Genomic DNA, 25569 nt, shown 5'->3' with positions numbered 1-25569 from the left:
TCGGGTGAAGCTGATTCGCCCTCCTAATCTCGTTGAGCCTTTTGTCCCTCGTTGATCGTTTTGTTCCCTTTGAGCGCTTCTAAGGCGACTTTCGCTTTGAATTCAGCGCTGTGATGCTGTCTCTGCAAGAGCCTTCTCTTATCTCTTTGGGAGCCTGTGACTTGCAGAATACCACCTTAATTGACTGTCTGAAAATTGGGGACCCTTGTACCCTACTATTAATGCTCCTATGTTGCCAAGGGTATATTAAACTTGGCAGCGGGAGAAATTGTTCCATTTTCCCCTACTTGCCTTTGCGAGCCGCTAACCTCATATTCGTATAAATTTTATTATTAAAGCGCTTTTCGGCCTGCATTAAAAAAATATATTCGGCTTTCCTGACGGTTTAATAAAAAAACGCCTCCGAAGAGGCGCTTGATTACCCGCTACGATAAATTTTTAGAGAGACTGCTATCCAATATGATAAGCGGTTTCACCGTGTGAAGTGATATCCAGGCCTTCCCGTTCTTCCTGTTCAGGCACGCGCAAGCCAATTACTATATCAACCAGTTTATATGCTATTAATGAAACCACGCCAGACCAGATGATTGTAGTCAGCACAGCTTGAAACTGAATCCATACCTGACCCGAGATCGAATAATCAGGAGACATTTTGTTAGCCACATAATCAAATATACCTTGACCGCCAAGCGACGGCGAAGCAAATACACCGGTCAGCAATGCGCCTAAAGAGCCTCCAACGCCATGTACGCCGAACACGTCAAGCGAATCATCAGCTCCTAGCAGTTTTTTCAGGCCATTGACGCCCCACAGGCAAATAATGCCCGCAAGCACGCCTATCGCCAGAGCGCCCATGGGACCGACAAAACCGCAGGCCGGCGTAATCGCTACCAATCCAGCAACGGCTCCGGAGGCGCCGCCCAGCATGGTCGGTCTACCTTTAAACAGCCATTCCGCGAACACCCATGAAATAGTGGCGCAGGCAGTTGCCAGCAGCGTATTAACAAACGCCAGTGCAGCTATATCACCTGCTTCCAGGGCAGAGCCTGCATTAAAGCCGAACCAGCCGACCCACAGCAAAGACGAACCAATCATAGTCATCGTCAGCGAATGCGGAGCCATCGACTCCTTACCGAAGCCAACGCGCTTACCGATCACATAAGCGCCCACAAGCCCTGCCATCGCCGCATTAATATGCACTACCGTACCGCCTGCGAAATCGAGCGCGCCTTTTTGCCACAACCAGCCAGCCTTGGCAGTTGCAGATGCAAGGGTTGCAGCGTCAGTAATGCTGTCAGGACCCGGCCAAAACCACACCATATGAGCAATCGGTAAATAGGAGAAAGTGAACCACAATACTATAAACAAAAGCACAGAAGAAAACTTGGCCCGCTCGGCGAATGAACCAATAACCAAAGAGCAGGTAATAGCGGCAAAAGTTGACTGGAATGCCACAAAAACAAATTCAGGGATGACTATACCTTTGGAAAAGGTTGCCGCGGCGGCAAATGTTGCATTAACCGGATCCCAGATACCATTCAGAAATAGCCTGTCAAAGGAGCCGATGAAACTGTTGCCTTCAGTGAAAGCAAGCGAATAGCCATATATACACCACAGCACAACAATGAGCGAGAAAACCATGAAGACCTGCATCAGCACTGACAACATGTTTTTGGAGCGCACCAAACCACCGTAAAATAGGGCCAGCCCCGGAATTGTCATCAATATAACCAGTAAGGTTGCGACCATCATCCAGGCAGTATCTCCTTTATTGGTTGTTGGCGCAACGACGGCAGCCGGTGCAACAACTTCCTCTACTACGACTGCTACACCGGCAGGAGCTGAAGCAGCAGGGGCTGCCACACCAGCTTGGGGCGTATTTTCAGCGGATGCAGACTGCGCGAAGCCAATCACAAATAGCAGCGCACAGGCGGCCAGTAAACTTACAAATTGTGTTTTCATTTATTTCTCCTTAAAGTGCTTCTTCGCCTGTTTCTCCGGTACGAATCCGAACAACCTGCTCTAAATTAGTTACAAATATTTTACCATCCCCTATTTTGCCGGTATTGGCTGCTTTGGTAATTGCTTCAACCGCCTGATCAAGCAAATTTTCACCGACTGCAACCTCAACTTTAGCTTTAGGTAAAAAATCGACGACATACTCTGCTCCCCGATAAAGTTCGGTATGGCCCTTTTGGCGGCCAAATCCTTTTACTTCAGTCACGGTTACTCCGGAAACCCCTATATCTGAAAGCGCCTCACGGACGTCATCCAGCTTAAATGGTTTAACAATAGCGGTTATCAGTTTCATAATTTGCCTCTTGCTTAAATTAATTATTCGAATTACACAAAGCACAGACTATGCCAAGCTAAAATGTAAAAAAATGCCCTACTATCTTGATAGAAAATTATGAAGCCTAAATTATTGTGCACCATAATAGAATAATATATTTTTTTTGAACTAATATGGTGCATATAAAAATTTACGCTATGATTTTTCTGCTCTGCTTTAGCGTCTTTCACAGCTTAATAAAAATATCAAGATCGCCGAGATGCACTTTTTTGAATATTTATACGGCATTATTGATAATAACCACTATTTAATCTATTTTTCTAAATTGCTTTGATGGAACATCCTGAAGTTCGCAGATGGGTAGAATGAATTGACCTAAAATGATAGAGTTACTGACCTCTGTTTTTGCTATTGGCTAGGCAGCATGAGTAATAAATATCAGCATGCAGCCCGCCAAGCGAAGAGGGAAATATCCTAAAGCCGCTTATAAAAGCCAGGCAAGTTCAGGTAAGAGCAAGACAGCGGATTTAGATGTTGTCAGGTATATCAATAGTCATTTTTTTCCGGAGGAATGAGGAATGGAGAGATTTCCAGTCGGAGCGAATAATAATTTTTGGCAGAGCCTATAAAAACTCTTAACTTAATAAGACTCACATTATGAAAACATTCACCTTTACAAAAAATATCTTTTTTGCCGCCTTAACCAGTCTAGTTATGTTGCTAACCAGCATGGGCTGCTCAGATAATGAAGACAAAACAGCGACTGCTACGAGCGAACATAATCCATTTGACCATCCTCATGATTTTCCTGTAACTGATATCCAGAAGCACAAATTTGAGCATGAGTTTGCCAAACAGTGCGTACAAAATGAGTTGAGAAATTCAGTGAATAAAGAATTGGATAAGGAACGGTATACTGAACCTTGTATGTGTATCGCGACCTTCATGATGAAGGATTTAACGGCTCAGGAAGCGAAAAAATTTATCACGGAGCATGAAAATCCCCGTTCTTTACAAATCAAGTTTGATAGCGCGGCTTATCATTGTCTGCAACAAAAGGCTCAGGCTATAAAAGGGCCGCAATTGTTTGGCAAGCGTTAAGCTTGACATGAAAATAATGAGCAATTCCAGAGCCTAAAATTCACGTATTGCACAAGCTCTGGAGGAACGACTTTTTCTTTTCACCCATTTAATAACGAATCAATTACCATCCGCCTTGTCCAGTTAATATAGTCCATCACGCAACAGTTTTAGACAGAGGCTTGGCAACGGCTAAAGACCTGCCTCCTTTATTCAATTTTAGATTTTAATCTCTTCAAAAACTGGTGGTTATATAAGATGAAAATTGTCCAGTCACCCCCTTGCATAAAAGTATCCCGCCGAAAACCTATGGCGGAACGGAACGGGTGATTCCTATCTAACTGAAGCCTTAGTGTGCCAAGGCCGTAAGGTCACCTTGTATGCCAGTGCGAACTCTCGCACCCGTGCCAAATTGCAAGCGATTACCCCGGAAGCAGTACGAGTGGTGTTCACACAGCGCGATCCCTTGTCTTGGCATTTGCGGGAATTGGCTCATGTGAGCAGCGAAGCCGAACATTTTTTCTGCATTTTCCATTGTGGAGGCAGAGGTGTACGCCGCAATTGACGATCTTGTATAAAATGGAAGACGTCATACAAAGCAATAATCGCTAGTATATTCCGGCCACGTCCTCGTATGCCGATGATCGGATTCACGTACTCGAACCGGGCGACGGCTTTGCAGTTTTCAGTCGGCACGCGAAATCTGCTGGGTCGCTTCGGCGAGCAAGGGCTTTATTTTCTCGGCGACCTTCTGCTGTCATTCTGGCAACATCGACTCGCCGAACGCGAGCCGATGTTACTCAATTGCTGTGCGACTCTACAACCTGGCACAGCCTCTATAGACCTGATCGTGCGCCGTCATGAGGACATCGCCGTCAATATAGACAAACGCAGCGGAAAGAAATCTCGAGCTGATTGTCATTCTTTAAACGCAGGGATGTCGAATTGAAGAAGCGTGGAACAAAAGGCACGATATTAAACGTGCAGCGTGATAATTGATTTTTCAGCAAGCTCTCGCAAAATAGCCTGGCCGCATGCAATAATCATTTCCGGATCGTGGTGGTTTAACTCCTTCGCAACCTGTTTTAAGCATTGCTCCGCCTGCAGGCTTTCATTGTCCTGAAGTATTTGCAGTAGCCGGTAGGTGATCGGAGTAATTTCCAGAAACTTAACATTATCATCCTGATTGCGATAAACAATAAAGAATGTAGGTTGCTCAGGGGGTTCTGTGGGTAAAAGGGCAGGGGATATTCGCTGGACCGGATATTGATAGACCAGAGGCCTGGCTAAGGGTGATAAACAAATAGTTTTTTTAAGCAGATCGCCCCGGCTTTGATCAGAAGAAGCAGCAGCTACTTCGTCTTTGGCAATGGATAAGGCCATTTCCACCCATTCATAATGGGCCAGCTCCAGCATAAACGGCAAATCGTCCGGGCTATCCCGCTCATTTTGAAGGTAGGCCAGAAATTCTTCAGGAATTTCAGTAAAATAAGGCGTTCCACAACGGTGTCTGGCAAAAAAATCCTGAACCAGTTCAAGCCACTTCTGCTCGCTCAATATTTTCCGTAGCACAGGAAAATTACCGGAAAGAAAACTTTCAATATTATTAAAAAGCAACTGCCGGTACATAGCCATACGATGTTTTTGAACATCAGCAGGAGCGGGGTTATTTTCAGGGTCCCGGATATAGGAGGTAAATTCAAGCTGTTTGGCTTTAAAGTCGACGCTCATAAATTCAGGCCGATAATTTTTCAGCGTGTCTGCACCAGACATTTTGTACCGCTCTGATGGTATCAACTTCATTAAGCAATTGAGCTAGCGCAGGGATATTAAAATCCCGTTCTAAAAGAGTCGGAAACACGCCGTAAAGCTCATAAGCTTTGCCTAAAAGTTTCCAGACGGGATCAATAACATCTGCGCCATGGGTATCGATAAGAAAGTCTTCAGCTTCAACATAATGTCCGGCTATATGGGCGTAACTGATTCGATGGGCCGGAATAGCTTTTAAAAAAGCTTCAGCATCGTAATGATGATTAATACTGTTGACATATAAATTATTTATATCCAGCAGTATGTTACAGCCGGCTTCTTCAACCACGGCATTAAAAAAATCAATTTCCTTCATTTCCTGACCCGGCGCCGCATAGTAGGAAACATTTTCAATGGCGATTTTTTGCTCCAAAATATCCTGAACGCGTTTTATGCGAACTGCCACATGTAAAATCGCTTCCTGCGTGAATGGAACAGGCATCAGGTCATAGAGATGACCGTCTTTACTGCAATAACTAAGATGTTCGCTGTAACACTTGATGTGGTGATCCGCCATGAAGCGTTTCACGTCCTGCACCAGTTTCTCATCCAGAGCATCAGTACTGCCTAGCGATAAAGATAAGCCGTGGCAGACAAAATCAAAGCGCTCGGTCATGGCGTGAAATTGTTTGCCCGATTTTCCGCCTATGGTAATCCAGTTTTCCGGCGCAACTTCGTAAAAGCCGATATTTTGCGGAGAGGCTTCCAGAATTTGGTTTAAAAAAGACCGCCGTAAACCCAAGCCCGCGCCATGAACCTTATAGGGAGTTGTCGTCACCTGAACGCCTTAAGTAATTGAATAAGGGAGAGCATGACCAAGCACACCCTCCTTTATATAATTAAAATTTTATATAATTAAAATCAGGGGCAATGGTTATAGCCAGGCCCAACTTGATCGTTATTTATTGCCTGGAGCTTTTGGGGGATTCATGGTTTCGCCTTTCATCATGGCGCCGCATTTGCCCTCCTTGCCTTTCATCATGGCGCCGCAGACATTTTCCATGCCTTTTTTCATCTTGTCGCCTTCCATCATGGCGCCGCACTTTCCATCAGCCCCTTTTGCCGGTGTAGCCGCTTTCTTGCCTGCGCATGAACCTTCCTGTGCTTTAGGTGCAGGCATACCCATTGAAGCGCCGCATTTCATCTCGCCTGCTTTTTTATTTGCATCGGCCTCAGCGACCTGCATATAGCCAGCCGATAATTCGGTCATTCCGAAAGGATTGGCTTGCGCATTAGCCGCATTGACAGCGAAAGTTGACAGGAAAGCCGCGCTCATTGCAGCTGCTAAAGGTGTTTTATTTGTTTTCTTCATAATTATTCCACGCTAATATAGGGATGTTAAAACTCAAATTACTCATTTTATGCCGCTTATGGCGGAATTTCCTCAATTCTCAGCCCATAAAAAGTTTTAAATGGAGCCAATGATACCAAACCCGAATGAATAAAGAAGTAATATCCTTCAGTTCGAGAAAACTAAAAATCTAAGACTCGACAAGCCTGGGTGAGTTCCTTGCAGGTCGGCTTATCATCTCATTCTCAGCCAAGTCAGTCGTTTTTTCCTTATATTCACACAAATCTTCAATAACACAAACTGGACATTTGGGTTTTCTGGCAATACAGGTGTATCGGCCATGCAGAATCAACAAATGATGAATATCTTTCCTGTGCTTTTCAGGCACCCATTTTTCCAGCTTTCTCTCAACTTCCCGCACATTCTTGCCGGGAGCAATGCCGGTACGGTTTGACACCCTGAATATATGCGTATCCACAGCAATAGCATGCTGACCAAAAGCGGTATTAAGAATGACGCTGGCCGTTTTTCTGCCCACGCCCGGCAGTGCTTCGAGTTCTTCGCGGGTTTGCGGTACCTGGCCTGCATGCTTATCCAGTAATTGCTGGCACAGCTTAATGATATTAGCGGCCTTGCCGTGATATAAATTGATAGTCTGGATATATGTTTTCAAGCTTTCCAAGCCCAGCGATAACATAGCTTGCGGCGTATTGGCAATGGGAAATAGCTTGGCAGTGGCCTTGTTTACCCCTTTATCCGTAGCTTGAGCGGATAATACCACGGCAATCAGCAGTTCAAAAGGCGTGCTGTAGTTCAGTTCCGTGGCGGGATGGGGGTTGGCTTCAGCCAAGCGGTCAAAAATTGCCAGGCGTTTTTTTTGATTCATTCAGCAATTATCGTCTGCATTCTTAATAAAGCCGCTTTTTTCTTTTTCGCGCGCTCAGCTTGTTCAGACGCTTCTCGTTCCTTGCGTAAACAGCGCGCGTCATAACGCCGCTTTGCCAGTTGCGCCTGGGCGGATTTTTGCTCTCGAGAGCTATTTTCCTCCATTGGCGACGGCTTCATGATAATACAGTCTACCGGGCATGGCGCTAGACAAAGTTCACAACCGGTACATTCTGAAGCGACAACCGTGTGCATCAATTTTGCCGCGCCTGCAATCGCATCGACCGGGCATGCCGCTATGCATTTAACGCAGCCGATGCAGTCTTCTTCAATAATAAACGCGACGCTTTTAGGCCTGTGCTTCCCAAATCGGCTATCAAGTGGCTTGGCGGCTACGCCTAATAAATTCGCTAATTCACTAATACCTTCGTCACCGCCTGGCGGGCATTGATTGATGTCAGCCGCACCCGCTGCCATAGCTTCGGCATAGGGCCGACAGCCTTTGAAACCGCATTGTCCGCATTGAGTTTGCGGCAGCAGGGCATTTATTTGATCAATCATGATATTTTGCCTTTAAAAGACATCCTGCTGTTGACCCCATTTTATTCCAACAGTTTCAGAATTTCCCGAACAAGGCATCAGCACGCTGTCTTAATTCATCCGGCGACACGTCTTCTTTATGCGTGGCAATTATCCAGTAATGGCCAAAAGGATCAATGATTTTACCGCTGCGGTCGCCATAAAACTGGTCTTTCACGGGCATAAGCAAGCCCGCTCCGGCCGCAACCGCACGAGACACAACCATGTCCGCATCTTCCACATATAGCATAATAGATACGGCTGTGCCGCCGATTGTCTGCGGACTGCGCGCATTACAGTCCGGATATTCATCAGCCAGCATTATCGGCGAATCCCCTATTTTAATTTCAGCATGGCCGATTTTATTACCCGGCGCTTCCAGACGCATGAGTTCCGTAGCATTAAATGCCTGCTTATAAAATTCAATGGCTTTCGCGGCGTTTGCAACCACCAGGTAAGGCGTTGCCGTGTGGTAACCGTCAGGCACGGGTTTAATTGCGTTAGTCATTTTTCTTCTCCAGTGTTTGGTGGATTAGATAGCTTGCAGATGCAGCCATAAAAATATTATTTAACCCGCATTCCGGCCGCCGCCCCTTCATCGGGGCTTAAAATCCAGATATCCTTGCCGCCTGGCCCCGCCGCTAAAATCATGCCTTCGGATATGCCAAAACGCATTTTCCTGGGGGCAAGATTAGCGACAACCAGCGTCAATTTCCCTTCCAGCTCTTCCGGTGCATAGGCGGATTTAATGCCGGCAAATATGTTACGGGTTTCATCGCCTATATCGACCGTTAATTGCAATAATTTATCCGCACCTTCAACAGGATCAGCCTTGATAATTTTGCCGATACGCAAATCCAGTTTGGCAAAATCTTCAAAAGCTATGGTGTCGGCTATCGGTTCACATCGTTTTGCTTTGGGCTGTCCGGCAGTTTTTTCCAGATTTTCTTTGGAAGCTTCAACAATAGCGGCTATTTTATCGGCTTCAACCCGGGTCATCAAAGGCTTGAAGGCATTGATGACATGGCCTGATAACGGTTTTGCATCAGCCGGCCAGGATTGTGAAGCTATATTTAAAAAACATTCGGCATTTTCCGCCAAAGCGGGAATAACCGGTTTTAAATAAGCGGCCAGCAAGCGGAACAGGTTGATTCCCATCGAGCAAACTTCATGCAGATCCGTATCCTTGCCTTCCTGTTTGGCGATCAGCCAGGGTTTTTTCTCATCAATATAGTGATTGGCTTTATCGGCCAGCGCCATGATTTCGCGCATGGCTTTGCCGTATTCACGCGCTTCATAAAAGCCGGCGATTTGCTCGTTGACATTGACGAATTCCTGAAATAAAGCCGGTTCTGAACAGTTTGGGGATAAGCCATTAGCAAAACGCTGAGCGATAAAACCGCTGCAGCGGCTGGCAATATTGACGACTTTGCCAACCAGGTCTGAATTAACGCGCTGGCTGAAATCATCAAAATTCAGGTCGATATCATCAACGCCGCCGCTGAGTTTGGCGGCAAAATAATAGCGCAGATATTCAGGATTCAAGTGCTCAAGATAAGTTCTTGCGGTGATAAAGGTGCCGCGTGACTTGGACATTTTTTCGCCGTTTACAGTTAAAAAGCCGTGGGCAAAAATGGCGCTGGGCGTTCTGAAACCGGCGCCGCTCAGCATTGCCGGCCAAAACAAGGCATGGAAATAAATAATGTCTTTACCGATAAAATGATACAGCTCGGCATCACTGTCTTCAGCCCAGAATGCATCGAAATCAAGCCCCTGTTTATCACACAGGTTTTTAAAGCTGGCCATATAACCTATGGGCGCATCGAGCCAGACATAAAAATATTTGCCGGGCGCATCCGGAATTTCAAAGCCGAAATAAGGCTCATCGCGGCTTATGTCCCATTGCTGCAACCCCCCTTCCAGCCATTCACCCAGCTTGTTGCAAACTTCCGGCTGCAAATGCCCGGCTTTAATCCATTCGCTCAGCATACCGGTGAAATCCGCCAGATTGAAAAAGTAATGGAGGGAGTCCTTTTCAACCGGTTTTGCGCCTGAAATTGCCGAGACGGCATTTTTCAATTCAATGGGCGAATACGTGGCGCCGCACGCTTCACAGCTATCGCCGTATTGATCGGCCGCACCGCATTTGGGGCACTCTCCCTTGATAAAACGGTCAGGCAAAAACATGTTTTTAACCGGATCGTAGGCTTGGGTAATACTGCGTGAGCTAATGTGCCCGGCAGCTTGTAAACGCTTATAAATCAGCTCTGAAAATAGTTTGTTTTCTTCGGAATGGGTACTGTGATAATTATCGAAAGCGACGCCGAATTCGGTAAAATCGAGAATATGCTCTTTTCCCACCTGAGCGATGAGTTGCTCCGGAGTAATCCCTTCCCGATCAGCTTTCAGCATGATCGGCGTCCCATGCGTGTCATCCGCGCAAACGTAATAACATTCATTACCGCGCTGTTTTTGAAAACGCACCCAGATATCGGTTTGAATATATTCAACCAGATGACCCAGATGGATAGGGCCATTTGCGTAGGGCAAAGCGCTGGTGACGAGAATTTTTCTATTCGGCATAGTGTTTAAAAGTTCAAGCAATACAAAGACAAATGAGCTTAGCATTATGTCATAAATAAGCGCAGCTGCTGAGCATAGAGCGACTAAAAAAGTGAATTTTATTGAACTGTTGTAGAATGCCCTGCATCTGAGTAAATCATTTGCTTATTGTGCAGGCTTTACTCCCCTTTATTTGTTATCCGGAACATAGTTATGGCAAACATCGAAAAAGCTGCTGTAGAAGATCTGCTGAGAACCTTCATCGATCCCAATAACGGGACCGATCTGGTTTCCGCAAAATCGCTTAAGGCGATCACCATAGACGGCACTGATGTCAGCGTTAAACTGGAGCTGGGTTATCCCTCGAAAAGCTATCTTGATGAATTGAAAGCTGCTGTTGAACAGCACTTGAAAACGCTGGCCGGAGTCGGCAGCGTTAGTGTCGACGTCACTGTAAAAATCATTTCCCATGCCGTGCAGCAGGCCTTAAAACCTCAGCCTAATATAAAAAATATTATTGCCGTGGCGTCCGGTAAAGGCGGCGTAGGCAAATCAACCACTGCGGTTAACCTGGCCTTGGCATTGGCGGCGGAAGGCGCGAATGTGGGCATACTCGATGCCGATATTTACGGCCCCAGTATTCCAACCATGCTGGGGCTTTCCGGCTATCCGGCCAGCGTGGACAACAAAACCATGACGCCTAAAGTCGCATACAATGTGCAAACCATGTCCATTGGCTATCTGGTTGAAGCGGAGCAGGCGATGATCTGGCGTGGCCCCATGGCGACTAATGCCTTACAGCAATTACTGAGAGATACAAACTGGGTTGATGTAGATTATTTGATTATAGATTTGCCGCCCGGTACAGGCGATATACAGTTGACCCTGGCCCAGCAGATTCCCGTCAGCGGCGCAATTATCGTTACTACCCCGCAGGATATTGCCCTGCTGGATGCCCAGCGCGGACTGCGCATGTTTGAAAAGGTCAATGTGCCGGTACTGGGGCTGGTTGAAAATATGAGCATGCATATTTGCAGCGCATGCGGACATGAAGAAGCCATATTCGGCGAAGGCGGCGGTGTTGCAATGGCTGAAGTCAATAAAATTGACTTTTTGGGGGCCCTGCCGCTGGATATTAATATCCGCAGACAGGCGGACTCAGGCAGACCCACTGTAGTTGCTGATCCCGATAGCCGTTCAGCCCAAATTTACAAAGAGATCGCCCGAAAAACAGCGGCCAAACTGGCCTTGAAAGCCAAAGACTTCAGCACCCGGTTTCCGACCATAGTTGTGCAAAACACCTAAGTAAACCAGCAAAGATAGCTCCCGCTAAAACAAGGCCTTCTGTGCTAAAATTTGCTTTTTAATTAACAGGTTTTAGCACTGTATGAGCATTAAGTCGGACAAGTGGATTCGCCGCATGGCAGAACAAAAAGGGATGATTGAGCCGTTTGAAAGCGGCCAGATCAGGGATTCAGGACAAGGCAGGGTTATTTCCTACGGCACATCCAGTTATGGCTATGATGTCCGATGCTCTGATGAATTCAAGATTTTTACCAACATCAATTCTGCCATCGTCGACCCGAAAGACTTTGATTCAAACAGCTTTGTGGATGTGAAGTCCGATATTTGCATTATCCCGCCGAACTCGTTTGCTTTAGCGCGTACGGTTGAGTCCTTTCGCATTCCACGCGATGTATTGACGATTTGTTTAGGGAAATCAACCTATGCGAGATGCGGCATTATTGTCAATGTCACCCCGCTGGAACCCGAATGGGAAGGCCATGTTACCCTGGAGTTTTCCAATACCACGACACTGCCTGCAAAAATTTATGCCAATGAGGGCGTTGCCCAAATGTTATTTTTTGGCAGCGACGAAGTCTGCGAAACCTCTTACAAAGACAGGGGCGGTAAATACCAAGGGCAAACCGGCGTCACATTGCCGAAAGCTTAAATGATCCTGCTTAATTATAACCTTCAGCCACAATGGAACGGTTATGATCTTACAAATTCTCCAGGAACGTCACGCTGTATGGACTGCATCAGATATCCATACAACCAGTCATTCCGGCATAGACTACCGGAATGAGGCCTTTAAAGTGCTAATACTTCTGCTGAAAGTTGCAGGCAATCATATAAGCTATTGCTTTTTATAGTTTTGTATTACTGAATTTTTAAGGGAGACGAGACTTTACTCGGCGGCATCTGTACAAAAAAACCTTTTTCCTTAAGGCTTTGAATTACTTTTCCGGCATCTTCTCTGGCCAGCTTGCGCTCCGGAAACAGTTCCAGTTCCATGACAAACTCCAGTTTGCCCAGGCTGTTAAAAAGTAAATCCGGCACTCTCGAAAAATCGTCTTTTTTATCAATATATAAATAAAGGTATTCTTTTTTCAGGCTTTTATAGATAAAACATTGCATAAAATTGAGCGATAATGAATCAAAAACCTATTCTAACTATTTTGCCCGGAATGCCCTACCCTTAATTTTTCGAATATTACCCATGGATAAACCTCTACTCAACTCTGATAATTTCTTTAAAAGAGCCTGTTATTTTGAAGCCTCGCTTGTTTTGGTTGCCTTATTTTTAGGCTGGATTGGCGATATTAACCCTTTTGAACACCTTTATTTTTCCGAAACAGCAATCGCTTACGGCCTTATAGGAACAGTCCCTTTATTTCTCCTGTTTTTAGCGCTGGAATATCTGCCGGGCGAATCGGTAGGAAAAATCAGAAAGCTGCTGCTCGAAACTTTAGGCCCCAGTTTGCATCGTTACCATTGGACTGATTTGTTTGTTCTAGCAGCGATCGCAGGGATATCAGAAGAAGTTGTGTTCCGGGGGGTTATCCAGCCCTGGATGGAATCCTCCTGGGGAGTAACGGCCAGCTTAATCGGCAGTAATGTTATTTTTGGACTGGTTCATGCTGTGACGCCGCTTTACGCTTTATTAGCCGCTGTAGTAGGAATTTATTTGGGCTTGTCTCTGGATTATGGCGGCGATAGAAATTTATTAATTCCTATCATTATTCACGGCATGTACGATTTTCTAGCATTTGTGGTGCTTATGCGCGCCTATAAGTCAGGTCAATCTACAGAAACCGGGACGGATTGAATAAATCATGATATGTAGATTGCAGGAATCAATAAATTTAATATTTGAAAGTTAAAAAGGTAACTCGCATTACCTGGAATAGAAGGGAATCCGTCTTCGGAAATTTTTGATAACCCATTACGTTGAACTAAATAATACATCAGTATTTATAAATTAATAACAGTGAAACATATTACCCTGTTTATATATAAAAGTTATTATCGGAGTTAATTAATAATATAAATTAATCTCCTGTAATTTATATAAAATAACCAAAATACCTTGGTAGTTAAATTCATTAACCACGAGTTACAATTCTTTTTATGGACATTTTTTTCTTCGTTAAACCGATAAAATAGTGAGGACCAATCTCTCTTTGAGCTGATGCCTGTATCACGCATGACTGACAGTACAAGAGGTATATTTTTCCCGGTTATTCCATAACGATAGGCCCTTAGGAAAAAATCGTAATCCATATTTGTTTTAAACTTTGTATCAAAGCCACCTATCTTATTGAAAACACTTTTTTTACATAAAGCGCCCTGATGATAAACTCCATTTTTAAAATTTATTAAAAAATTAAATCCTCGAGGGTATAGTCTTTTTAAACCAGCTCCAAACAAGATGCTACATATAAAAATATCATTATTATCAAACTGAGCAATTACTTTACGAAAAGTATCGATATTTTCTAAATAATCATCTGCATTTATAAATGCAATATATTCACCAGTTGCAAAGCTTAAGCCTTTATTCATTGCGTCTGCAATACCTTTATCCGGCTCGCTGATCCAATAATCAACTCTATCTTCATATTGTTCTATTATTTTTACAGTAAGATCGCATGAGCGGCCGTCAATAATAATATATTCTATATTACTATAGGTCTGATTAATAACGCTCTGAATAGTCTGCTCCAGATATTGTTCGCCATTATAAACCACAGTAATTACAGAGATTAATGGTTGATTAGGTAGAGTATGTTTAAAATATCCATATTTGCGAAGGCCACCTTCGGTTTTCTCAGCTGACTGAGTTGTCGAGTACAAACTCGAGTGGATTTTATTAGTCAAGCTTTTTTCTATTAATGGCTCTTGCTTGCTTACTATTCGGGTGGTTGAATACCTGGAATCGAGTTCAAAAGTTTTATCTTTCATAATGCTACTTTAATATATCCAATAAATAGAAGTACTAACGCATGGCATTAATGGACTGTGCAACATTAACAATAGGTCAAAAAATAACATTTCCAAAAACTTATTATTTCGACTTTCATTATCTTTCACTAAATCAATTTCCTTTATGAAATTGACTGAATTAACTTTAAAATTTATGTTTTAAGTTAACGGGAACTGTTAATTAATTTATTAAAAAGATGTAAATATTGTTTAGCCATTGTTAATAAAGAAAAATGCTCGTTAACATAGGAATGCCCTGCTTCACCCATGGTGATTAGTTTATTTGGAACTTGAGTCAAATTTTTTACAGCATTTGAAAAAGCTTCCACATTATCAATCGCACAGAGGATACCGGTTACGCCATCTTTAACGACCTCCGTCAAGGATGAGCAATTTGTGGTTACCACAGGCGTGCCGCATGCCATAGCTTCAACCGGAGCATAGCCGAAGCCTTCAAAACGGGATGGGAAGAGCAAAATATCCGCCTTTCTATATTCATTACGCAATTCCTCATTAGTTAGCCGGCCTAGTGAATGAATATTTTTTTGATGGCTGAATAATTTATTTGCCCTTAACCCGCCGGTGTAATAAAGCTCATAATCCTGACCGAGCTGCTGCATAATTTTAGGTAATAAATCAATACCCTTGCGTCTGGATAAATTACCAACATAGAGTAAACGAATTCTACGCCCCTCTGTAGACTGCTTACCGGATGGCTCTGGTGTATAAAAGTCAGTATCTACTCCGTTATGAATCACTGTAATATTATCTGGATTAATGCCAAAAACCTGGCTTAAACTATTAGCTGTATAATGGCTTGGCGTGACAATGGCATCGGCTGTTTTGAAACTGGAGGCTTCAAATTGCCTCAGCATATATTCATGAAAAACTTTTTGCGCAAAGTTGCGGTAGGGTTTGTAAGCTGGATCAAATACGCAGTGATGTTCAACAATTACGAGGGGAATATTTCTTCTTTTAAATGCAAAACCCGCCCAGGTCGATGCTAATGAAACTCTGGTGCCATTTGGGGGGTTAACTCCCTTTAATAACCATGGAAAATATTGCAGTTTATGGGAAAAGAACGACTCGTTAGTCTCATAACCTAAAAGCTTTAATCCTTCTTTTAATCGTGTGATATAAATGTCAGCGCCCGCTTCGGCTTTTGTTGAAGGTAGCCATAGTTGCATTTTATTACTCTCCTTATTAATTTCCATAAAATATCAATGTTTTCTGAGAAGAAAAATCATGCTGGGAATTAAGGGGTAAAACAGTTTCAATATTGAAATTGGCAATTTTAAAACTATGGAAAATAAGAAGGGGACGCTTTCAAGGCTGGGAATAATTTTTATGGCTTTATACGTATATTGGTGCCACATAAAATTGGCATTTTTAAACAGTCGGGTTATCTGTGTATGACTGGGCGGATAACAGTCATAGATATTCCCTTTATTCATTAACTTAACATATCGATGAGCCAGGCAGTGAGGCAACCAGCTTAAAAAGAATAACTTGAAGTGAGGCTCAATCAAAGTCCATTTATTTGGCACTGCCAGGTAAACGCAGCCGAGTGGTTTCAAGACCCGATAAATTTCTTTTAAATGATCGAGTTGCAAAGCTTTGTCGCCAACATGCTCTATGACATGGTTTGAAATTATTAAATCGATAGACTCGCTCTCAAAAGGCAAAAGCGTTCCTTTAACCTGTCTGAACTCATAACCATTATGAATCTGCCGTTGATCCTCAACATCAATAGAATAAACTTTTCCCAGCGGTCCAACTTCATTGGCCAAGTAGTGGGCTATATATCCTGAACCGGTTCCTATATCCAGCATAACTTTATTTTTTATATCTATCATTTCTGAAAGCAATGCAGCAATCTTTTTGGCTTTCTGAAATCTGGAGTTCTTATCCAGGGCAGCATGAGAGCTGATATGATCTGTTGAATTCACAGTAATAGCTTCCCATATAAATTGGAAAAATTGTTGGCTGAAATTTCTCTGGAGTATTCGTGTATTACCTTTAGATAGGCATTTTCTTGAAGCTTCCCCATGAGATCAGGTTGTAAAATTATTTTTTCTATCGCTACAGCAATTTCTTCGGGACAGCGTTCCTTAACTAACAGGCCGGTTTCTCCATCTATAATAAAATCAGTTATCCCCCCCGTTCTTGTGGCAATAACCGGTGTATTAGCCGCCATGGCTTCTAAAAAAGTCAGCCCTTGCGCTTCTTTCCAGCCACTCTCTGATATACGTGATGGTCCTATAAAAATATCCGCTATGGATAAATAATCCTGTATTTTCTCAGGATCAATCCAGCCCGTGAAAGTAATAATCTGATCAAGATTCAAGCTTTTTGTTAAGCGTTCAAATGCTTCTCTATCCTGACCTTGGCCAATTATCAGGGCGCTCAACTCAGGTAATTTTGTTTTAACTAAGCCAATGGCTCTAATGAAATCTTCAACGCCTTTTTCATCAACCAATCGGCCTACGAAAATCAGCAGAGGGCCAGCGTTTTTTTTGTATTGTGCTTTAAGTGCCAGTTGATGCGAGTTTTCCTGGTTATTGGTAATCTCAACGCCCATCGGGATTTTGTGCAAATGTTTAAGATCAGGGCAAAGCTCCTGGACTGCTGTTTGCGTTGCAGAACTATTGACAGTAATGGCATTACAATGGCTGAGTGAGAATTGCTTGAATGTATTCAGCACTTTCCCCTTCAAAGCGAAAACATCACCTCCATGAACTGTAATGAGGTGGGGTATCGGTTGTACTTTAGTGGCCAAAACCCCTGTGAACCCTTGTGGCAAAATCCAGTGACTATGCAACAAGTCGTAGTGACCTTTTTTAAGCTTAAGGTAAATATTCAGCAATTCAAAGGCTACCAATGCAGGCAGCTTGAATAAATTACCTTTATTTTTTCTTAAATTGATTAATGCGCCGCCTTGATAGCACACTGTCTGCAATATTTCCGGCCATAGATACTGGAATCTTTCAACGCTTACGCCATTAATGATTTCATTTTTCTTCGTACCCGGAGCATGAGGCGCTAAGACATCTACTTCCCAGCCGATTTTGATTAAGTCTTGAGCTAAATGCAAGACAAAGGGAGTTGTGCTATCGCCCGGCCACCGTGGAAAATTTGATGTGACAAATAAAACACGGCGCTTCGCACTGAGCGTAGTCATTTTTGATGGTCACCCAGTTCAATTCTTCGCACTTTCTCCAGGGTGGTTTCCAACAATTGCCTGTTAAAGCTGATAAGATCGGCCAATATCGCCATAACAAAAGTAATAAACCCCATCAACAGGATAACGCTGCCTAATAAAAGCGATTGAATATGCCCACTGCCATCTCCCAAAAAATAATATATTAAAAATCTGGCGATTGGTATCAAGCCAATAACGGTTATGGTCAGACCGATATAAGCAAAAAAGCGCAAGGGCTGATACATTAGATACATGCGTATCATGCTGGACAATTGTTGTTTTATAAAAGCCGGGATGCTTTTGAACAGCCTGGACTCACGCGTTTTGGCATTGGTGCGGACAGGCACAGAGGCAATCGCCATATGTTTTTTACCGGCCTGAATAATGGTTTCTATGGTATAGCTGAACGATGAAACAATATTAATGCGAATAGCCGCTTCCCGGGAAAATGCCCTGAAGCCGCTCACAGTATCCGGAATGTCGGTGCCGGATAATTTCCTGACTGTGGCGCTGCCAAATTTTTGCAGCAGTTTTTTAAACTGTGAAAAATGTGAAATTGTACTGGTTTGCCGATCTCCTACAACAATATCAGCTTTGTCCTGAAGTATCGGGATAACCAGTCTGGATATGTCGCCGCCATAATATTGGTTATCGCCATCGGTATTTACGATAATATCAGCGCCAAGTTTCAGGCACTCATCAAGGCCCTTGCGAAAAGTCCGGGCAAGCCCCAGATTTTGTTTGTTGACGATAATATGTTCAACTCCCAGTTCCTTGGCGACTTCTACCGTCCTGTCCGTGCTGCCGTCATCAATAATCAGCAGCTCAACTTGATCAATACCGTCAATCTGACGCGGTATATCGGCGATGGTTTCGGGCAGGGTGTGTTCTTCGTTGTAGCACGGTATCTGTACAATCAGCTTCATTCCACAGTCCCGGTTTCAGTGTTTTCATTATGCTTGTTTTTAATGGGCACATTTATGGTTTTTCCAACGACGGGTAATCGTAATTTTATATAATTTTCAGTAGGTTGTTTTCTATCAAGGTATCGGTAGATTAAAAGCTGCTGGTTTTGCAGTAATGGCCGGCTGCTTTCAATTTCAATTGATTTTAATAATTGAAAAGGTCCATTTTTAAGATAATCACGAAATTTCTGGTGAATCTCAATCCCCGATAAATCCCTGCTTTCAACAATAATTAAATCCACTCCATAATCATCCAGTAAGCGTTTGATGCCGTCAGTTGTTTGAACATGCACTTCCAGCCACTGCTTGGAGGAAATCGAGGAGGAAGTGAGCAATTTATCGGCGCGTAATACATAGGTTGATTTATCCGCATCCAGGGCCCGCATGAAATAGGTCAGATAACCGTTATTGTAGGCATCAATGAAAACCGTTGGGACTTGCTGATTATCCAGGACAAATTGCGCAGCCGCGTCATAACCCGTGGCATAACCAGGCTGAATTTTATAAACCGTATAGGTTTGAAAGGCCGCAAGTCCTAAAATAGCAATACTCATCAGCCTGTAACCGATGACTTTATCTTTCAGATAATATAAAGGAAGAGTTGCAAACAGACAAAAAACCGGTATCCAGAAAATCGGATAGCGTTCATTTTTTCCTACGAGATAAGTGAAGAACAGATACGTACCGATAAGCAGCGAAAGGGGATAAAGTATTTTCCTGTCCTTTTTGATAAGTGCAAAAACGGCTCCGGCGATGCTCAGAATTAACAGCGGAAGCGTCAAATGGTATTTTTTTAGCTTGATCAAATGCAGGGTCAGATTATCCCAACTCCATCTGGCAAGGTGATAATGGCCCTCGCTTTCCCCAACCGACTGAGCCAGATTTTGTTTGCCTAACCATAAGGTAATGGCTCCCAGGGGAATCAATAAAATCAGAATCATCGCGGCCGATATCCAGACTTCCCTTCTTTTTAAGTAATTTAGCAGATTACCCTGAATCAGACTGTAAATACCGAACCATAAAACCAGGAATACCGCAGTCTGCTTGGTCCAGCAAGCAAGACTGAATATAAGAGCTGCCCAGTATAAATAGCCAGGTTTATTCGTTTCGGTGTATCGGTAAAACAGATAGCCTGACCATAATCCCATAGAAAGCACAGGCAATTCGGCCATGGTATACCATGCCCATCTGGCAATAAATGGCGTGGTTATAAGCAGCAGGGTGGCAGCAAATGCCGTTTGCCAGTCATAAATCCTGCTGATCAGCTTAAACCAGGCAATAATGCCTATCATGTAAAAGCTTAGAAGCGCCAGCCGGCTGCTCCACATGTTAATTCCAAAAATACCGTTAAACAAGGCTTCGATAAACGGAAAAAACGGCGGTCTATAACCAATGCTTAAGGCCGGATATTGCCCGAAGTAGTTAATGGTATAGTCGTAAACACGGGTAATTGGAAAATCACGCAGGAAGTCCAGAATGAATACCCCATCCATTAAAATTCTATCGGCATCCGGGTAGCCAAGGCTGGAATTGCCGATTTGCCTGAGCGACAAAATAGTCATGAATGCGAGTAATATAAAGATTGCAAGCTGACTTCCGAATGCTTTTATATTGCTATACATTATCTTCAAATTGATATAGTCCTGATTCATTAATGCAGGCAAACCAGCAAAGTCGGAGGGCGAAGGCCGCGCTTCGGCTAAATTCCGGTCTGAATGGTAAAAACTATGTTATAGATTATCTATTCCCTACCCTTGCGGCCCGGCAGAAAATGGCATACGTACTAAGAGTACTTTGAAAAGCAGGCAAGTCCCTTTTTCTTTCTTTATTTAGCAAAAAATCGTCAGCCAAATGGAACGTATTGCCTCTTTTAGGCTTCCGGCAGAGCCTGTACCGATCATGGATTCACTCCGGGCTATCCTGCCCGGAGCCCTTCGGGTCAATGCAAATCTGTTCCTGACGGATTAGTCACTCCGGGTTATTCTGACCCGAGCCCTTCGGTCAATGCCAATCTGTTCCAGACAGATTGGTGCCGTAAAAGCGTCGAAGCCCGAAAGCCAGAGAGGTCTGCGTAAGCGCTTCCCTACAGCTTAAAACTATCCTAACGGTTCTGTTTTAGTTTAGTTACGATCCGTTATTTTATTTCCATTGAACGACTGAACCTGCAACCTGCACACAGGCAAATTAGATAGGGCACGATCAAAAGCTGTTGATTATAGCCGGGGAACCGGTTTCCATTGAAGAAGTTTTAAATATATCGTTTCGGTCATTTGTCACTCTTGCAATTGAAAGGCTCAATAATCTGAAAATCCTGCGGCTAGTTTAATGTTGGGTACAAGCTTGTGAGAAAAGGTGGTTCCATTGCTTTTTACTCATTCTGCATAGTATTACAAAGCAATATCCACTTTATGCGAACCCAGCCATTGTTCCAGCATAATTAACAGCCAAATCATTACGCCATAATAGGACGCGTGTCCTTTTTGATGTAACTGAATCAGATTATGAATATAAGCCGGATTCATAAAGCTGCGTTTTTCAATACCGGCCAAATTTGCCTCGGCAAATTGTTTTAGTTCCTGATTATTACTCATCCATACGCCAAAAGGCAAGCCAAAACCCTGCTTGCTTTTTGCCAGCGTCTCTTTGGCAAGAAAATTCTTCATGCCCTGCCGGTAAAAGGAACGCAGTTCGAAGCCTTGCATCAGCCATTTGGAGGGAATCGAAGCGGCAAAGTCCACGAGATTTTCCTGTAGCATAGGATATTGCACGTCAATACCGGCAAGCTCGCACATTCGATTGACTTTTCTAAGATCATTATCCGCCAGGGTAAATTTTCCGTCTAAAAAGAGCATCTTTTTAACCAAATCATCGGAAGAAGACCGGTTATAGGTATGCCTGAGATTTTGCAGAGACATCTCAGGATTGATTTGTTTGATAAAATCCGCAGAAAAAATCTCCATCAATGGTGATCTGTGTAAAAAATTATAGGTCTCCATGCGGTCCGGCATAGCAATTTTAGCCTGGTCAATATAGCTTTTAACCTTTCCAAGCGGCGGCAGGTGAAACGCCAGGGGTTCCAATAATGACTTTCCAATGCCGGGGATGTGGCGATACAGATCGAACATTTTTTGCTTGGCATAGCGGGCATTACCGGCAAAAATTTCATCTCCGCCGTCACCGGCTAATAATTGCTGCATGCCTTGCTCTTGAGCGAATTTGGCACAATAGAAAGCAGGTATAGCGGAAGCATTGCCGAAGGGCTCATCATAGGTTTGTGCTATTAATGGAATCGCTTTTAAAACATCAGCAGGGGTGACATAGTATTCATGCAAATTGACATTAAAGTGTCTTGCCGTAGCCCTCGCATATTCCATTTCATCGTAGCCATCGGCATCAAAGCCGATAGAAAAAGCTTCTACAGGATAGTCCGTTATTTCCTGATAAATACCCGTGACTGTACTGCTGTCAAGACCTCCGCTCAGGAAAGTTCCGGTTTGACGATCAGGCAAGCAGCCGGCTACCGATTGTTTCAGCTGGAAATGCAATTGTGTGAGCAGCTCTTTTTTGGACAATCCACTGTCTTTATAAGGTAATTGCCAGTAAAAATCCCGGGTCGCTTGTCCATTTTTGAATTCCACAAACTCGCCGGGCTGAAGTTTTGATATGCCATTATAAACGGCGCCCGGACTTGGCACCATATGGAAATACAGGTAATTAAAAATGGCCTGCGGATCGATTTCGGCTTTAACTCCGGGATGTGCCGTAATTTGATCAAGCTGCGAACCGAATACCAGCAGATCATCGCTAATCTTGAAAGCAAGCGGCCGAATGCCAAGCCGGTCTATTGCCAACAAGGCATAGTGGTTTTCAGAAGCTATCAAACTAAAGGCAAAAGGCCCGCGCATTTTCTCGATGACCGAACGCCCATAGCGCACAAAACCTTCGGCTAATGCCTGGGCTGCGCCATGGGTGCGCGCAAGCGCAGCTAACGAACTGTCCTGCCATTGCGGGGCGCCATCAATAATAATTAATAATTGATCAGACTGGTAAATACTAGGTACTGTCTTGATGCCATTGCCGCCAACTTCAGCCATTTTCTGAAAACCGGCAATCTTCCCGGAAGTTACAGGCAGACCTTGGGAAGCTATCCTTTGATCCTCGACAAGGTTAGTGGGATAGATTATTTTCGGCGACCACCAGCCATAAATAGAACTCATGTTAATATCCCTGGATTTATCGTTATTAGTGTTAACATTTTATGATGACTTGGAGAAGGTTAATCGTTTAACCTTCTTTTTTGATTATTGCCAATTGTCTTTGTCCATTAAAGCTCAGGATTAGTAACAGCTTGACGCCCGGTTTATCTTACTTGGCCGATCCTCGGTAGCGGCTAAGAATACCTCTAAAGCCAACACGACCTGTCTTGACTGCTCAACCTGAGCCATGTGTCCACAGTTGGGCAGGACGATTAGTTGACCGCAGGTCAGGCGTTCTACGGCGGACTGGCCCTGCCGAACCGGGAAAATCTGGTCGCGATCTCCCCACAGCACCAGTACTGGCATTGTTAACTGATGGAGCCGATCAAGCACGATTACGGATTCCCATTGACTCCAAAGGGTGTTGTTAGTCCTGAGGGCGAGCACAATAGCTTCCATGTATCTAGGAATAAGAGCCAGTCGATAGAGCTGGCAGTACCAGGCCCAAGGAATTGACTCGGTCTTGAAAAACAGCAGTTGTGACAGCCCTACTGACCATTGCCAGGCTCCAAGAGGCGTTTTGCACCAGAAGGATAGAAATTCCCCTGCTCCTGGCACAATCAGCTTTCGTACCATAGGGCTTACCTCGTATCCTAATCCGGCAGAGCTTATAAGCGCCATGGCCACGACGCGGATTGGATGTTGGAGCGAAAGATGGGCGGCGATCAGCCCGCCTAGCGAATGGCCGATCACGCTTACTCGTTCAAGGCCAAGATAATCGAGAAAAGACAAGACGAAGTCCGTAAGGCGCCTGGGGGAATAATCCCGGCGCGCCGACTGGTCGCTACCGCCAAATCCCGGCAAACTCAGCGCATATAACGAATGTTCGGAGGCCAGATGAGGCATGATCCACTGCCAGGACTGAGCGCTATCCGCGGCGCCGTGGAGCAACAGGACGGGTGTCCCCTGTCCAGCCGTTAGATATTCAATACTGAAAAGACCGTGTTCGCCAGGCACAGTAATCATGTGCTGTTGAATGGTTCTATTCATGATGAAACCCCCTTAGTCAAAACTCTTAGGTTCGCGCTTGATCCGCCTGCCATTAAACTCCAAGCTCCTGCCCAACAACGCTTGTGCTCGGACGGCGGGTGTAGAGGTTCAGTGGAATTTAAGTCGCCAGCGGCGTGGTATTCTGTTGCTTCCTAACTAGCCAAGCGAAAATAATTAACAACAAACTACTCACAAAAAATACTATAGATAGAAAATACTTTGGATCATCTAAAAAATGAGGTCTACGCACAGTATTGGCTTCAATGCCCATTTGTTCCAAACTGCTGGCAATAAAACGCAACAGCGCATTTTTATTCCAATTCAAGGTGGTGGCAAATTGATAGTTTTCAATTTCTCGTTTGTAAAATGCAATTTTATTAGTATCGCCTCTTAACTGAACCAGGTCATCCAGCCTATGGGGTAAAATTGCTGGATTTATACGCAATTCTTGTAAGCCATAAAAACCATTATTTGGTTTAGGAAAAACGATATCATAAACAGGATCGGCGACGGCTTTTAACTGGTCGTCCCTCACTTCAACAATGGTATGAGTAGGCTTGCCGTCGACGCTATATAACATCACTAAGCTGGAATCGATACCGGCGGCTTCAAGCAGGGCCATTAATAAGCGCGATTTATCAGCACAATCCCCGCCTTTTTCCAATACTTGGACGGGCGTAGGTCCTAAGTAAGGAATGAGAAAAAACTCAGTATTTTTTTTAAAACCCTGGTTTTGGTAAACCCAATGATTAGCCGATTCAAATAAAGATGGCGAATTCTGAATCGAAATATGTTCGTGGACAATAGATTTTAGAAGCATCATATCTTTTTTATAACTAATATAAGTCAGTAACCCGGCAATAAACAAGATAAGCGCTGAGCATAGGAATAAGTTAAAGCACAGCTTGCGAGCATTCATAATCATTACTTCTCTCATGGGATAAAAAACACCTACTGTCTGCCTATAATAGCGGCGGTATTTTATATGTTTACAGAAGTCATACCAGGGACTCCGATACTGCCTCGGTAATCAAAGTCATTACAATGCCAGTTTTTTGAGCAAGGCAGATACATTACCAAACTCTTTAGAAAAGTCCAGTATACGACACGGCTTTATAAAAAAACCGGCCCAGGATATTCATTTCAACAGATTCTTGTTTATTTTAAACTTGTCGCCCGTTAGAGGTTTCACGTGTATAATAGGATTAGTAGGCGATGATGGAATCCTGTTATTAATCGCTAGAAAAATTAAAGTGAATAACTCTAGTACAACAAACCGCAAATAACCCGTAATAAAAATCTTGTTTCACTCGATCAAGCCAAATGGTTATAGTAAACGTTATTGACAACCCGAGATAATGTCATCAGGGAACCGATGAAAAGACGAA

At 43.8% G+C, this 25569-nt stretch carries 24 protein-coding genes; 5 read left to right on the top strand and 19 right to left on the bottom strand.

The genetic code is table 11. From position 1 onward, the window contains the following. Positions 1 to 450: 450 nt before the first annotated feature. Complete coding sequence (locus HUX64_RS14230; protein ID WP_174626883.1) at positions 451 to 1962, bottom strand: ammonium transporter; 1512 nt, start codon at positions 1960 to 1962, stop codon at positions 451 to 453. 10 nt (positions 1963 to 1972) lie between these two features. Next, positions 1973 to 2311, bottom strand: a complete 339-nt coding sequence (glnK, locus tag HUX64_RS14225) for a P-II family nitrogen regulator (protein WP_174626882.1) — start codon at positions 2309 to 2311, stop codon at positions 1973 to 1975. Between the two features lie 639 nt (positions 2312 to 2950). Here glnK and HUX64_RS14220 point away from each other — a divergent pair. Both HUX64_RS14220 and HUX64_RS14215 read left to right on the top strand, forming a co-directional pair. After that, positions 2951 to 3394 carry a hypothetical protein gene (locus HUX64_RS14220; RefSeq protein WP_174626881.1) on the top strand — a complete coding sequence of 148 codons (444 nt, stop codon included), beginning with the start codon at positions 2951 to 2953 and terminating at the stop codon, positions 3392 to 3394. A 613-nt stretch (positions 3395 to 4007) separates the two neighbouring features. After that, positions 4008 to 4322: a hypothetical protein gene (locus HUX64_RS14215; RefSeq protein ID WP_174626880.1), complete on the top strand. Its 315-nt coding sequence runs from the start codon at positions 4008 to 4010 to the stop codon at positions 4320 to 4322. A 26-nt stretch (positions 4323 to 4348) separates the two neighbouring features. Here HUX64_RS14215 and HUX64_RS14210 read toward each other — a convergent pair whose 3' ends face one another. The 7 genes from HUX64_RS14210 to metG all read right to left on the bottom strand — a co-directional run bounded on the left by HUX64_RS14210 (position 4349) and on the right by metG (position 10520). Continuing rightward, positions 4349 to 5146, bottom strand: coding sequence for an HvfC family RiPP maturation protein (locus HUX64_RS14210; protein ID WP_246247038.1), 798 nt, complete (start codon positions 5144 to 5146; stop codon positions 4349 to 4351). Next, positions 5109 to 5960, bottom strand: a complete 852-nt coding sequence (locus HUX64_RS14205) for an HvfB family MNIO-type RiPP peptide maturase (RefSeq protein WP_174626879.1) — start codon at positions 5958 to 5960, stop codon at positions 5109 to 5111. Before HUX64_RS14205 ends, HUX64_RS14210 begins: the two co-directional genes overlap by 38 nt. Before the next feature lie 120 nt (positions 5961 to 6080). Beyond that, positions 6081 to 6494, bottom strand: a complete 414-nt coding sequence (locus HUX64_RS14200; protein WP_174626878.1) for a hypothetical protein — start codon at positions 6492 to 6494, stop codon at positions 6081 to 6083. A gap of 169 nt (positions 6495 to 6663) precedes the next feature. Next, the gene (nth, locus tag HUX64_RS14195) at positions 6664 to 7359 is read right to left on the bottom strand and encodes an endonuclease III (protein ID WP_174626877.1); all 696 of its coding nucleotides are present in this window, start codon (positions 7357 to 7359) and stop codon (positions 6664 to 6666) included. Then, entirely contained in the window at positions 7356 to 7919 is a 564-nt protein-coding gene (locus tag HUX64_RS14190) for an RnfABCDGE type electron transport complex subunit B (RefSeq protein WP_174626876.1), read from the bottom strand. The genes nth and HUX64_RS14190 overlap by 4 nt, the downstream gene beginning before the upstream one ends. 55 nt (positions 7920 to 7974) lie before the next feature. Further along, entirely contained in the window at positions 7975 to 8445 is a 471-nt protein-coding gene (locus tag HUX64_RS14185; protein WP_174626875.1) for a VOC family protein, read from the bottom strand. Positions 8446 to 8501: 56 nt separating this feature from the next. Continuing rightward, complete coding sequence (gene metG / locus HUX64_RS14180; protein ID WP_174626874.1) at positions 8502 to 10520, bottom strand: methionine--tRNA ligase; 2019 nt, start codon at positions 10518 to 10520, stop codon at positions 8502 to 8504. A 192-nt stretch (positions 10521 to 10712) separates the two neighbouring features. On the opposite strand from metG, the gene apbC reads away from it, so the two are divergent. Both apbC and dcd read left to right on the top strand, forming a co-directional pair. After that, the gene (gene apbC, locus HUX64_RS14175) at positions 10713 to 11804 is read left to right on the top strand and encodes an iron-sulfur cluster carrier protein ApbC (RefSeq protein ID WP_174626873.1); all 1092 of its coding nucleotides are present in this window, start codon (positions 10713 to 10715) and stop codon (positions 11802 to 11804) included. A gap of 82 nt (positions 11805 to 11886) precedes the next feature. After that, the gene (gene dcd, locus HUX64_RS14170; protein ID WP_174626872.1) at positions 11887 to 12453 is read left to right on the top strand and encodes a dCTP deaminase; all 567 of its coding nucleotides are present in this window, start codon (positions 11887 to 11889) and stop codon (positions 12451 to 12453) included. A gap of 209 nt (positions 12454 to 12662) precedes the next feature. Here dcd and HUX64_RS14165 read toward each other — a convergent pair whose 3' ends face one another. After that, a complete protein-coding gene (locus HUX64_RS14165) occupies positions 12663 to 12920 on the bottom strand; it encodes a YcgL domain-containing protein (RefSeq protein WP_174626871.1) in 258 nt (85 codons plus the stop codon). An 82-nt stretch (positions 12921 to 13002) separates the two neighbouring features. Between HUX64_RS14165 and HUX64_RS14160 the strand changes: the two genes are divergently transcribed. Next, positions 13003 to 13611, top strand: coding sequence for a CPBP family intramembrane glutamic endopeptidase (locus HUX64_RS14160; protein ID WP_174626870.1), 609 nt, complete (start codon positions 13003 to 13005; stop codon positions 13609 to 13611). Between the two features lie 206 nt (positions 13612 to 13817). Here the strand turns inward: HUX64_RS14160 and HUX64_RS14155 are convergent, their stop codons facing one another. The 9 genes from HUX64_RS14155 to HUX64_RS14115 all read right to left on the bottom strand — a co-directional run bounded on the left by HUX64_RS14155 (position 13818) and on the right by HUX64_RS14115 (position 25106). Then, positions 13818 to 14747, bottom strand: coding sequence for a glycosyltransferase family 2 protein (locus HUX64_RS14155; RefSeq protein WP_174626869.1), 930 nt, complete (start codon positions 14745 to 14747; stop codon positions 13818 to 13820). Between the two features lie 185 nt (positions 14748 to 14932). Next, positions 14933 to 15955, bottom strand: coding sequence for a glycosyltransferase family 4 protein (locus tag HUX64_RS14150; protein WP_174626868.1), 1023 nt, complete (start codon positions 15953 to 15955; stop codon positions 14933 to 14935). Positions 15956 to 15988: 33 nt separating this feature from the next. Continuing rightward, the gene (locus tag HUX64_RS14145) at positions 15989 to 16717 is read right to left on the bottom strand and encodes a class I SAM-dependent methyltransferase (protein WP_174626867.1); all 729 of its coding nucleotides are present in this window, start codon (positions 16715 to 16717) and stop codon (positions 15989 to 15991) included. Continuing rightward, a complete protein-coding gene (locus HUX64_RS14140; RefSeq protein ID WP_174626866.1) occupies positions 16714 to 17949 on the bottom strand; it encodes a glycosyltransferase family 4 protein in 1236 nt (411 codons plus the stop codon). The genes HUX64_RS14145 and HUX64_RS14140 overlap by 4 nt, the downstream gene beginning before the upstream one ends. Then, positions 17946 to 18896 (bottom strand): glycosyltransferase family 2 protein, encoded by a 951-nt coding sequence (locus HUX64_RS14135; RefSeq protein WP_174626865.1) that lies wholly within the window; start codon positions 18894 to 18896, stop codon positions 17946 to 17948. The genes HUX64_RS14140 and HUX64_RS14135 overlap by 4 nt, the downstream gene beginning before the upstream one ends. Next, the gene (locus HUX64_RS14130) at positions 18893 to 20497 is read right to left on the bottom strand and encodes an ArnT family glycosyltransferase (protein ID WP_246247037.1); all 1605 of its coding nucleotides are present in this window, start codon (positions 20495 to 20497) and stop codon (positions 18893 to 18895) included. The genes HUX64_RS14135 and HUX64_RS14130 overlap by 4 nt, the downstream gene beginning before the upstream one ends. 825 nt (positions 20498 to 21322) lie before the next feature. Then, positions 21323 to 23152 (bottom strand): asparagine synthetase B family protein, encoded by a 1830-nt coding sequence (locus HUX64_RS14125; RefSeq protein ID WP_174626863.1) that lies wholly within the window; start codon positions 23150 to 23152, stop codon positions 21323 to 21325. Between the two features lie 120 nt (positions 23153 to 23272). After that, complete coding sequence (locus HUX64_RS14120; RefSeq protein ID WP_174626862.1) at positions 23273 to 24181, bottom strand: alpha/beta fold hydrolase; 909 nt, start codon at positions 24179 to 24181, stop codon at positions 23273 to 23275. A gap of 118 nt (positions 24182 to 24299) precedes the next feature. After that, complete coding sequence (locus HUX64_RS14115; protein WP_174626861.1) at positions 24300 to 25106, bottom strand: transglutaminase-like domain-containing protein; 807 nt, start codon at positions 25104 to 25106, stop codon at positions 24300 to 24302. Positions 25107 to 25569 lie beyond the last annotated feature (463 nt).

Origin of the sequence: Candidatus Methylobacter favarea (genome assembly GCF_902806695.1) — a bacterium.
Lineage (GTDB): Bacteria > Pseudomonadota > Gammaproteobacteria > Methylococcales > Methylomonadaceae > Methylobacter_B > Methylobacter_B favarea.
The sequence above is the reverse complement of the archived record's forward strand: the minus strand, read 5'-3'. Positions and strand labels throughout refer to the sequence as shown.